At 71.0% G+C, this 11240-nt stretch carries 9 protein-coding genes; 4 read left to right on the top strand and 5 right to left on the bottom strand.

All coding sequences use genetic code 11. The annotated features are described in order from the left end of the window. Positions 1–15 precede the first annotated feature (15 nt). Complete coding sequence (locus tag JGS22_RS01050; protein ID WP_211038760.1) at positions 16–1053, top strand: LacI family DNA-binding transcriptional regulator; 1038 nt, start codon at positions 16–18, stop codon at positions 1051–1053. Positions 1054–1168: 115 nt separating this feature from the next. Here the strand turns inward: JGS22_RS01050 and JGS22_RS01045 are convergent, their stop codons facing one another. From JGS22_RS01045 to JGS22_RS01035, 3 genes are all read right to left on the bottom strand, one after another. Continuing rightward, positions 1169–4177: a 3-keto-alpha-glucoside-1,2-lyase-like domain-containing protein gene (locus tag JGS22_RS01045; RefSeq protein WP_211038759.1), complete on the bottom strand. Its 3009-nt coding sequence runs from the start codon at positions 4175–4177 to the stop codon at positions 1169–1171. 493 nt (positions 4178–4670) lie between these two features. Beyond that, positions 4671–5423, bottom strand: a complete 753-nt coding sequence (locus tag JGS22_RS01040; protein ID WP_211038758.1) for a cupin domain-containing protein — start codon at positions 5421–5423, stop codon at positions 4671–4673. A 442-nt stretch (positions 5424–5865) separates the two neighbouring features. Then, on the bottom strand, positions 5866–6930 hold the full coding sequence (locus tag JGS22_RS01035) for a LacI family DNA-binding transcriptional regulator (protein ID WP_211038757.1): 1065 nt from the start codon (positions 6928–6930) through the stop codon (positions 5866–5868). A 163-nt stretch (positions 6931–7093) separates the two neighbouring features. Here JGS22_RS01035 and JGS22_RS01030 point away from each other — a divergent pair, with 163 nt between their 5' ends. Genes JGS22_RS01030 through JGS22_RS01020 form a run of 3 tightly spaced genes read left to right on the top strand, consistent with a single transcriptional unit; the run spans position 7094 to position 9876 of the window. Then, entirely contained in the window at positions 7094–7954 is an 861-nt protein-coding gene (locus JGS22_RS01030) for an ABC transporter permease (protein ID WP_211038756.1), read from the top strand. A 33-nt stretch (positions 7955–7987) separates the two neighbouring features. Beyond that, positions 7988–9040: an ABC transporter substrate-binding protein gene (locus JGS22_RS01025; protein ID WP_211038755.1), complete on the top strand. Its 1053-nt coding sequence runs from the start codon at positions 7988–7990 to the stop codon at positions 9038–9040. Between the two features lie 2 nt (positions 9041–9042). After that, positions 9043–9876 (top strand): ABC transporter ATP-binding protein, encoded by an 834-nt coding sequence (locus JGS22_RS01020; RefSeq protein ID WP_211038754.1) that lies wholly within the window; start codon positions 9043–9045, stop codon positions 9874–9876. Between the two features lie 142 nt (positions 9877–10018). Here JGS22_RS01020 and JGS22_RS01015 read toward each other — a convergent pair whose 3' ends face one another. Then, complete coding sequence (locus JGS22_RS01015) at positions 10019–10168, bottom strand: DUF6126 family protein (protein ID WP_211038753.1); 150 nt, start codon at positions 10166–10168, stop codon at positions 10019–10021. Beyond that, positions 10158–10796 (bottom strand): helix-turn-helix domain-containing protein, encoded by a 639-nt coding sequence (locus JGS22_RS01010; protein WP_211038751.1) that lies wholly within the window; start codon positions 10794–10796, stop codon positions 10158–10160. Before JGS22_RS01010 ends, JGS22_RS01015 begins: the two co-directional genes overlap by 11 nt. Positions 10797–11240 lie beyond the last annotated feature (444 nt).

Below are 11240 nucleotides of genomic sequence, written 5' to 3'. Positions count from 1 at the left end.
GAACGGGGGACGGGCATGGCGGCGACACTCGCCGACGTGGCGGCACGGGCCGGGGTCTCCACAGCCACGGTCTCGCGCGTGCTGCGCGGGAACTACCCGGTGGCGGAGGCGACCCGGTCGCGGGTGCGCCGCGCGGTCGCCGAACTGGACTACGTCGTCAACGGCCCGGCCAGCGCGCTGGCGGCTGCCAGCTCCGACCTGGTCGGCGTGCTGGTGCACGACATCGCCGACCCCTACTTCGGCATCCTGGCCGGCGCGGTCCAGGAGTCCCTGGGTGAACCCGGTGTGGACGGCGGCCGGTTGGCAGTCGTCTGCGGCACCCGCTCCTCCCACGAACGCGAACTCGCCTGCCTCACCCTGCTGCTGCGCCAGCGCGCGGCTGCCGTCGTGATCACCGGCAGCGCCCGGGACGACCCCGAAGCGGTGCGCGCCGTCACCACGCGGCTGCGCCGGCTCACCGAGGCCGGCACCCGGGTGGTGCTCTGCGGACGACCGCCGCTGCCCGAGGACATCGGCGCCGGCACGCTGACCTTCGACAACCGCGGCGGCGCCCGCAAACTGACCGAGCATCTGCTCCACCTCGGCCACCGCCGGATCGGATACCTGGCCGGGCCCCGAGGGCGTTCCACCAGCCGCCACCGGCTGGAGGGCCACCAGGAGGCACTGGCCGCCCGCGGCGACGCCGACGGACCGGTGGTGCACGTCTCCTTCGACCGGGCCGCCGGATACGACGGCGCCCGCGCGCTGCTCCAGAAGGACCCCCGGCTGACCGCGGTGGTGTGCGCCAACGACAGTGTGGCGCTGGGCGCCTGCGCCGCGCTGCGCGACCTCGGACTCCAGGTGCCCCGCGACGTGTCGGTGACCGGATTCGTCGATCTCCCGTTCAGCGGCGACGCCATGCCCCCGCTGACCACCGCGCGACTGCCGTTGCAGCAGGCCGGCGCACGGGCCGGCCGGATCGCGACAGGTGCGGAGGAACCGCCGCCCGGCGGTCGGGCGAACGTGTCGGCCGAGCTGATCGTCAGGTCCTCCACCGCGCCGCCGCCCTCCTGAGCGCGCCTTCCCGCACACGGTGCCGGACGGGCCGGTACGTGCCGGGTGGGGTCCCCCGCTGTCCGCGCAGCGGTGAACCGGTGCGCGGACAGCGGGGGTTGCGGCCGGTCGAGCGCTAGCCGAGATCCTTGACCTGGACATCGCGGAACCACACGTCCGAACCGGTGTGGTGGTTCTGGAGTCCGATGCGGCCCGAGCCGAGGTCCCGGTCCGGGTCGGCGCCCTTGCTGTCGTAGTCGTTGATCAGCACCTCGTTGAGGTACACCTTCACCCGCTGGTCCTCCACCACGATCTCGTAGGAGTTCCACTCGCCCGGCGGGTTGAGCGCCTTGTCGCGGGCCTCGATGTCGGCGCCCTGGAAGTTGTAGATCGCGCCGGTGGTGCGCTCCGGCTCGTCCGTGGCGTCGATCTGCACCTCGAAGCCCTTGTTGCGCGCCTCGGCGTCGCCCTCGGGGTCCGGCAGGCCGAGGTGCACCCCGGAGTTGTCGTCACCGCCCATCTTCCAGTCCAACTTCAGGCTGTAGTCGGTCAGTTCGTCGGGATGGGTGGTCAGGCCGAGGCCGCCGACGGAGCGGATCGTGCAGTCGGCCTGGGTGATGAAGTCGCCGGGCCCGGCCGTCTCCCAGTCGGCGAAGCTCTCCTCGGTGCCGTCGAAGAGCATCCGGTAGCCCTCCTCGGGCTTCGCGGGGGTGCAGGCTTCGCGCTGGAGCCGCAGATGGTCCCAGTTGACATGGCGGTCGTCGTCCTCGCCGGCCGAGACCGTGATGGTGTTCTTGCCCTCCTTCAGGTCCAGTTGCTCGACGTGGTCGGCCCAGCGGTTCCAGACCTCGGTGGTCTTCATCTCGATCTGGCCCTTGTCCTCGCCGTTGACGTCCAGCGAGATCGTCTTGGTGCCGACGTAGGGGTTGGGGCCGTTGGCGTAGCGCAGGACCACCGGCTGGGTGCCGGCCCGTTCGGCGTCGACGGTCCAGGTGACCGAGGAGCCGATCTTGTCGAAGCCGTCGACGAAGCCCTCGCCGGTGTGGTGCGCGTGCTCGTTGTCGATGTCTGCCTCACCGCCGAGCAGGGCTTCCTCGGCCTCGTAGAGACCGATCGGGTTGGGCGGTTCGGTGTAGTCGGGGATGTTGTGGACGGTGTACCAGGCTTCGGTACTCCACAGTGCGGTGCCGTCGGCCGCGGCGAACGGCCGCGGGGAGCGTACGTGCGCCACCCGGTCCTCGCGCAGACCGTCGATCTTCAGGCTCACCGTGGTGCCGTCGTCCGAGACCGTCGCGCCGCTGACCCGCAGCGTCTCCTGATTGCGCTTGGGGCCGCCGTACTGGGAGGTGGGGTTGTAGGACCACTGCTGCACCTCGTACCGCTCGGCGAGGTTCTCGACCACCTCCTCGGAGACCGGCTTGGTGTACGTCAGGTCGAAGCCGGAGGAGGTCACCTCCATCGAGTGAATGTCCATCGCGTCCTCGGAGGTCTGCTTCAACTTCTGCAGTCCGTAAGGCAGTTTGCCCGGCTGCTCCCAGTTGCCGCCGCCACCGATGCCGCCCACGTAGAACGCGCCGTCCGGACCGAGCGCCAGCCGGCTCACGCCGGACTCCAGGCCCTGGGTCATCCGGAAGACGGCGCCCTGCTTCTTCCCGTCGACCTCCTCCAGGTACGCGCGCTGGAGACCGCCGTAGGTGACGTCGCCGAAGACCATCTGGCCCTTGAAGGGGCCCTTCTCCATCAGCACGGGATTGGTCGGGGAGTTGGAGATCTCGCCGTGCGGCAGCCAGAGCACCGGATCGGTGACGGGCTGGTCGTCGAAGGGACCGGCCGGAGTGGTGTGGTGGTTGTAGAAGCCGTCCTTCTTGATCTCCACCATCTTCGAGGACGGCAGCCAGTCGCCCTGGTTGTCCATCACGAAGACCTCGTTGTCCGGACCCCAGCCGATTCCGTTGGGGGTGCGCAGACCGCCGGCGACGTACTCGACCTCGCCGTTCTTCTTGTCGATCTTGATCGAGGTGCCGCGGTTCTCCACGTGCTGGGGGACCGTGGTCCTGCCGCCGGGGGTGATGGCGACCGAGAGGTTCAGGTAGTAGTGGTCCTCGTCGGCCAGCAGTCCGAAGCCGAACTCGTGGTACGTACCGCCGCTGGGCCAGGTGGCGATGGCCTCGGTGTCCTCGTAGAAGCCGTCGCCGTCGGCGTCCACCAACCTGCTGAGCTGGTGCTTCTCCGCGACGACGACCTCGCCGTCCTCGACGAGCACGCCCTGCGGCTCGTTCATGTCCTCGGCTACCACCTTGGTGGTGATCTTCTCCGGGTCGGCGTCGTCACCGACCGTTCCCTCGACGATCTCCACTGCACCGTCGAAGCTCTCGCGGCCCGCCCAGGTGGTCAGCACCATCCGGTCGTCGTCGAACCAGTCCATCCCGGTGACCTTCGGCTCGAAGCCGCCGGGTCGGAGGTCGGTGAGGGTGAAGTCCGGGTGCAGCTCGGCCAGCGGTGCGCCGTCGCCGGGGCTCTGGTCGCCGTCGACGCACGACTTCACACCCGGGGAGGTGACGCGGGTGACGCCCGAGTCCGTGGTCAGCGCGGACTCGGGAACGAGGGAGAACCCGTCCGCGCCCGGCGGGCTCCACTCCAGCCGCAGCTCCTTGCCGTGCGCGCCCTGGAAGTAGTCGACCCGCAACGCGTGCGCGCCTTCGGTGAGTTCGGCGGTGCCGTCGGCCGGCGTCGGCGGCTGGCGCTGGTCGTTCTCGATGATCTGGTCGCCGTTGAGGTAGAGGCGCGAGCCGTCGTCGCTGATGATCCGGAAGTCGTAGCTGCCGTCCTCGGGGACGTGGATGTTGGCGATGACGTGCGCCATGAAGTTGTTGGCGATGCCGCCGAAGTCCTCGTCGGTCTTCCAGTCGACGGTCTTGCGCAGCACGTCGATGTTGGGGGTCTGCCCCTCGGTCAGTGCGCAGATCTTCTGCGGCTCGAAGCCGACATCGAAGGCGCGCAGCGTCACCCCCGGCTCCTGGGGCGGCAGTTCGTCGTCGGGTGCGGCGGCGACCGCCGTACCCAGGGGGATGGTCAGGGCGGCGACCAGGGCGAGCCCCAGAGTCGTCGCCGGATATCGGCGTGATCGGCGTGGTCCTGGCAGCATGCGATGCGCTCCTTCGGTGAGCAGTGATCGATCTGCTGTGTGGTGTGTGCTGTGTGGTGTGCGGTGTGCGGTCCGCGACTCGCGGTGTGCGGTGTGCGGTCCGCTCGATTCGCGGTCTGTGGCCCGACGTTGGCGGTCTGCGCTGATCCGGGCGGGTGGAACGGGGTGCGCGGGAGGGATCGGAGCGCGGGCAGGGGTGAGCGACCGAGTGCCCGGAGCCGTCCGGGTGCGGTACGGGTGCGGTACGGGCGTCGGCGAACAGGGCCGTCGGGTGCGGTGGTGGGACGCGGTCGGCGTTGCGGCGGTGGGGCAGGGCGTGCTCGCGGTGCGGCTGCGCGGTCGTGCGCGCCCAGCCGCCGGCGGGGCGGAAGCGCGCGGGCAGCCGCTCGCACGGTTGCGCTGTACGCGTCGGGGGCGGGTGTGCTGCACGCGCCGCAGCGGCGTACCGCCGGGGCGGCCGGGTACGGAGCGGCGGCTCGTACCCCCAGAGCGGTCAGACGATCCGGGTGACGCCTTCCCGGCCGTACTTGTCGAGCCGTCCGCACATCCCCCAGGCCGGGGACGGGTCACCGCGGTGGACGGCCGCGGACTGCAGATGGGAGGTGTCGCCGGTGGCGAGTGCGTCGAGGTGGGAGGAGGTACGGGCGACTTCGGCGGCCGGCCCTTCGGCGAACCGGGCGCGCCAGTCCGGGAGTCGGTCGCGGACGATCCGCAGGGCCGCGTGGTGGAATTCGGTCAGCGCCGCCGGGTCGCCCGCGTCCAGCCGGCGGCGCAGTTCGGTGAAGCCGGTGAGGGCGAGATCGCGCCGATTCCTGGCGTCGTGCGCCGGGTCCTCGCGACCGAGAGCCGCGGCGCGTGCGTAGGCCTCCGGGTCGGCGAGCACTTCGCTCGGAAAGGTGAACACCGCGTCGCCGGCCTCCGGCAGGCCGGAGTTCTGCATCAGCACCAGGATGCGCAGACCGCCGTCGTTGACCAGGCGGTGCACGGTCCCCGGGGTGAACCACACCAGATCGCCCTCGCGCAGCGGCGTCGAGGCGAAACCCCCGGCGGCGGTCAGGGTCTGCACCGCCCCCCGGCCGCCCACCACGGCGTACGCCTCGGTGCAGGCCAGATGCATGTGGGGAGTGCCGCCGCACACGCCGTCGGCGCCGGGCGGGGCGGGCCAGTCGTAGACCCGCAGCCGGGACAGGCCGATACCGCCCGGCAAGGCTGCGCCGGGGTCGTCCTTCTCGGGGTCGGCGGTCATCTGCGCTCTCCCTCCCTCGCACTTCCTGTGTCCGCGCCGCGCTGTTCCCGGTCGCGATGTCGGTGTCGGGGCCCGTGCCCCGGAGGGCGGGGTTACGGAGGGCCGAGGCTGCGGCGGGGGCGAACGGCGGCGCTTCCGGCGGTGCGCACGGCGCTACCGGTGCACCGGGGGAGGCCGGTGCGGGCTGGCGATGGTGGATGCATGGGGATCCTCGATCGCTCGTAGAAAGCGTTTACTGTCGAGGAAAGTACGGACGCGCCCCAGTCGTTGTCAATGACACGGACACGCAAGGTTCTGACACGTGCTCAGAAGTCGCACGAAAGCGGTCGCTGCCCGGGCGGTCGAAGAAGTCGACGGCAACTGCCCGCCCGCTTGCCCGCTGCCCGCGTGCTCCCGTGCTCCGCCGACTCCCGTGTCCCGCAAGGGAGTCGGCGACCGCTCGCTACGCCGTGCGGTGCGGGGTGCGCGGCGGGCATGAGGCGCGCAGGATCACCTCGCCCGGTACGCAGATGTCCTCGGTGAGCGGAGTCGACGGGTCGAGCGCGAGGTCCGCGCCGCGCCGTCCGATCTCTGCGAGCGGGAAGCGCACCGTCGTCAGCTGCGGGGTGACGTCCGCCGCCGTCTCGATGTCGTTGAACCCGGTGATCGCGACGTCCCGGCCCGGCTGGATGCCGCTGTCCCGCAGCGCCGTCATCGCGCCGACCGCCATGAAGTCGTTGCCCGCGCAGAGCACGTCGACCTCCTCGATCCGGCCCGACTCGATCAGTCGCCGCGTCGCCCGGTAGCCGCCGGAACGGTCGAAGCTGTCGCCCTCCACCAGCGCGATCTTGCCGCCGCCGGTCGCAAGTCCCCTGCGCAGCCCCTCCGTTCGCTCCGCGACGCTCTCCAGGTGGGCGGCGCCGGTGACCACCGCCGCCCGGCGGTATCCGAGCCGGGAGACCGCGATCCCGAGGTCCTGGGCGCCGGTGGAGTTGGCCGGTCGCACCGCGCCGAGCCCGCCCACCGACTGGCTGAGGAAGAGCGTCCGACCGCCGCCGGCGGTGAACGCCCGCAGCTCCTCCAGGAGTTCACCGGTGTGCGGGTTCCCCGAGATGCGGCTGCCGCTGATCAGGATGGCCCTCGGTCGCTGCCCCCTGATGGTGCGCACCGAGGTCAGCTCCCGCTCGCTGTCGCGCGCGGTGATCGCGATGGTGACGATGACCCCGTGGGCGTGCGCCGATTCGGCGACGCCCTCCGCGATGGCGGAGAAGTACGGGTCGTCGATGCTGCTGACGAGGAGCGCGAGCACCGGGGCGCTGCCGCGCGCGATCGCCTGTGCCGAGAGGTCGGTGCGGTAGTTGAGCTCCCGGGCCGCGCGGACCACCCGCTCGCGGTGCTCGGGTCCGACCTTCCGGGTGCTGTCGTTGAGCACTCGGGAGGCGGTCGCCAGGGAGACCCCGGCGCGGGCGGCCACGTCCGCGAGCGTCGGATTGCCGCTGCTGGATGCCCTGGGCCTCGTCCTGCGCACATCACTTCCCATCCTTCGCGGGGGCATTGACGCCCCCTTCGCGTCAACTTAATATCCCCGAAACGGGAAAGCGCTATCCCATTCTTCCAGCAGTTCGAGTAAGCGCTTTCTAACAAGCTGTGGCTTCCCTGTCTTTTCCCCCGAGGCGCGACGCGAGGTCCGCATGGCTCCACAGGCACAGCACGTATCCGATCCTCCGTCCGCAGCCGTCGCCGACGACGACCGGACCGCCACCAAGCCCGTACGCCGTCGCCGTCCGCCGAGTGCGGTCACCGGCGCGGTCTACCCGGTCACCTTCCTCGCGCTGCTGACGGTCGCGTGGTTCGTGGTGACCGCCACCGAGCTGGTGCAGCCGTACATCATCCCGTCGCCGGGAGACACCTGGAGCACCTTCACCGACCACGGGGCCTACCTGTGGGAGCACACGCTCGTGACGACGGGGGAGACCGTCGCCGGCTTCGTGATCGCCGCCGTGGTCGGCATCCTGGTCGCCGTGCTGATGGTCTACTCACCGGCGCTGGAGAAGACGTTCTACCCGCTCATCCTCTTCGCCCAGGTCGTGCCGAAGATCGCGATCGCCCCGCTGTTCGTCGTATGGCTCGGCTTCGGCACCAGCCCGAAGATCCTCGTCGCCGTGCTGATGGCGTTCTTCCCGGTGGTGATCTCCGGGATCAGCGGACTGCGCTCGGTCGACCCCGAACTCCTCGAACTCACCTCCACCATGGGCGCGTCCCGGCTGAAGACGTTCTGGAAGGTCCGCTTTCCCGCCGCGCTGCCCGAACTGCTCTCCGGCCTCAAGGTCGCCGCGACCCTGGCGGTCACCGGCGCGGTCGTCGGCGAGTTCGTCGGCGCCAACTCCGGTCTGGGCTACGTGATCCTCCAGGCCAACGGCAACATCGACACCCCGATGCTCTTCGCCGCGCTCATCATCATGTCCGCGCTCGGCGTCCTGCTCTTCGCGCTGATCCAGCTCGCCGAGATGCTCCTCATCCCGTGGCACGCCTCGCGCCGCAACCGGGTCTGAACCCACCGACCGAGCCAACGGAAGGTATCCGTCATGGCCACACGCGCCCCCCGCACCGCACGCTCCTCCCGAACCGCCCGCCGCACCACGGCCGTTCTCCTCGCCGGCGCCTGCACCTGGACGCTGACCGCCTGCGGAGGCGGTGGCGACGCGGCCCAGAACCCCGATCTCGACCAGGTCAGCCTCCAGCTCAACTGGTACCCCTACGGCGAGCACGCGCCGTTCTACTACGGGGTCGACGAGGGGATATTCGAGAAGCACGGCATCGCCCTCAAGGTCGAGGCCGGACAGGGCTCCGCCAGGACCGTGCAGTCCGTCGGCCAGCGGGACTTCGACTTCGGCTGGGCGGACACCCCGGCTCTGCTCGCCAACGTCGACCAGGGCGTGAAGGTCAAGTCCGTCGGCGTCTTCCTCCAGTCCACCCCCTCGGCCGTCCAGGTCTTCAGCGACACGGGCATCAAGTCGCCCAAGGACCTCAAGGGCAAGAAGATCGCCACCTCCGCGGGGGACGCGGTCACCCTCACCTTCCCCATGTACCTCGACGCGGTCGGCCTGGCCAAGAGCGACGTCACCCAGCAGAACCTGGACTCCGCCGGCAAGAACGCCGCGATGATGCACGGCCGGGTGGACGGGCTCATCGGATTCGCCCACGACCAGGGCCCGAAGATCTCCGACGAGAGCGGCAAGAAGGTCACCTATCTGCGGTACAGCGACGCCGGGTTGAACTTCTTCAGCAACGGTCTGCTCGCCCACACCTCCACCATCGCCAAGGACCCCGACCTGGTGAAGCGCATGGTCGCCGCCACCTCCGAGTCCTTCGCCGCCGCACAGAAGTCGCCCGAGGACGCCGTCGAGTCCATGGCGGGCGACGATCCGCAGATGCCCGGCACCAAGGTGCTCCTCCAGCAGTGGCAGGAGACGATCCCACTGCTCACCACCGAGAACACCAAGGGCAGCGCACCGGGCAACGCGGCCGAGAAGGACTGGCGGGAGACCGTCGAGGTGCTCGCCGAGGCCGGACTGATCAAACAGGCCAGGGAGACCGACACCTACTACGACGCCGGCTTCACCACCGAGGGGAAGTGAGCATGTTCGCCAAGACCGGGGAGGGCGCCGGAAGCGGCGCCGAACCCGCAGCCCACCGCCCCGGCGGCCCGATGGTCGAGATCCGCGGCGTGGACGTCGCCTTCCGCACCGGGGACCGTACGGTGCAGGCGCTCAGCAGCATCGAACTGACCGTGGAGCGCGGCGAGTTCCTCAGCATCGCCGGGCCCTCGGGCTGCGGGAAGTCGACGCTGCTGCGGGTCGTCGCCGGGCTCACCTCGCCGACCGCCGGCGAGGTGGCGCTGCGCGGCAGCCCGGTGCTCGGGCCCCGCCGCGATGTCGGCTTCGTCTTCCAGCGTGCCGCGCTGCTGGACTGGCGCACCGCCCGGGGCAACATCCTCTTCCAGGCCGAGATGCGCGGACTGCCGAAGGCCTGGGCCCGCAAACGCGCCGACGAACTCATGGAGCTGACCGGCCTCACCGGTTTCGAGAAGGCCATGCCCTTCGAACTCTCCGGCGGGATGCAGCAGCGCGTCTCGCTCTGCCGGGCCCTGCTCCACGAACCCGATGTGCTCCTCATGGACGAACCCTTCGGCGCCCTGGACGCGCTCACCCGGGAGAACATGAACATCGAGCTGCGCCGCATCTGGGAACGGACCGGCATGACCGTCGTCCTGGTGACCCACTCGGTCGCCGAGGCCGTCTATCTCGCCTCCCGCACCGTCGTCATGGGGCCCCGCCCCGGCCGTGTGATCGAGGAGTTCCCGGTCGAGCTGCCCGGCCACCGCGACTACGAACGCACCCTGAAGAACGCGGAGTTCCAACGCATCACCAGCCGCGTCCGCGAACTCCTCGGCTCCACCGCCCCCGCAGACTGACCACCGAGCCACTCGCCCGGACCGGACCCGCCCGCGTACGGTACGGGCGCGTACGGGCCCGTACGGGCACCGGGACGCGGGTACGGCGCGCGGGGGCACGGCGGCGACGTACGCCCGTGCACGCGCACCGGCCGCGCGGTGGTCAGCCGGCGCCGACCGAGAAGAGAAGGAAGAGGAAGCCGGCCAGCACGTGTCCCGCCACGATGTAGGCGAACAGTCGCAGCGGCAGCCCGCGGGGGAACCGCCCGTCGCCGCGCTCCAGCCCGGTGTCCCTGCTCCAGCTACCGCCCATGTCGCCCGTCCCTCCAGCCCTTGTCGCCCGACGGCTCGTCGGCGACGCACAGTTCGTTCGCCGCACCGCGCAGCAGGGTGTGCACGAAGAGCAGCTCCGCGCCCTCCGCCGACACCGCGCTCAGACGGTGCGGGGTGAGGCTGTCGTAGTGCGCCGAGTCGCCCGGCTCGAGCAGGTACGAGGTCTCGCCCAGCACCAGCCGTACGCGCCCCTCCAGCACATGGAGCCACTCCTCGCCGGGGTGGGTGCGGACCAGTTCGCGCTGGGTCTGCGGGGCCAGGCGCAGACGCAGCGCCTGCATGGCGCGACCGCGCCGGGAGACCTCCCGGTAGTGCCAGCCCGCGGCCGACGCCTCGGCGGTGCTGCCGCCCCGCACCACCGGGGAGCCCTCCGGCGGCGTCTCGCCGAGCAGGTCCGAGACCGTGGTGCCGTACCCGCGCGAGAGCGTGAGCAGCAGCGGCAGCGACGGCTGCCGACGGCCGGTCTCCAGACGGGAGAGGTGCGCGGGGGAGAGGTTCAGCCGCCGGGCGGCGTCCTCCAGCGTGAGCCCGGCGCGGCGGCGCAGCTCCCGCAGCCGCGGTGCGACGGCGGGGACCTCCTCCGGCCGGTCGGTCGACTCGGTAGCCATGCCCCCATTGAAGTGCCGCCCTTCCACCCGGGCAACAAACTTGCCTCGGAGGTAAACGCGCAGGCGACACCGGGTTTCCCGCCCCGGGCTGAACGTGCCCGTCGACCTGGAAAGTCGTTTGCCTCCGGCCGTCGCGGCACCCAGGATGCGGACCCAGGCCCACACCGAGCCGGGCCCGGAAACGGGCCCGGCGTGACGCGGCAGGCCGGGTCGACGCACAGTCGCCGTGCTCGGCCGACGCGGGCCCGGTCGACGCGCACTCGGCGTGGGCTCCGCAGCGACCCGCGTGCAGACGCTGCTCCGGTCCCGCACAGCGTCCAGTGCGCAGACGCCCCTTCGGTACAGCCTCTCGGTTCGGTCCTGCGTTTTGCTGCGGTCGCGCGTCCCGGTTCGTTCGGACGTCTCGCTCCGGTCACGTGTCCCGATCCGGTCCTGCACCCCGAT

The organism is Streptomyces tardus, from assembly GCF_018101125.2.
Taxonomy (GTDB): domain Bacteria; phylum Actinomycetota; class Actinomycetes; order Streptomycetales; family Streptomycetaceae; genus Streptomyces; species Streptomyces tardus.
Note: the sequence above shows the minus strand (reverse complement) of the source record. Positions and strands in the feature narration are given on the sequence as shown.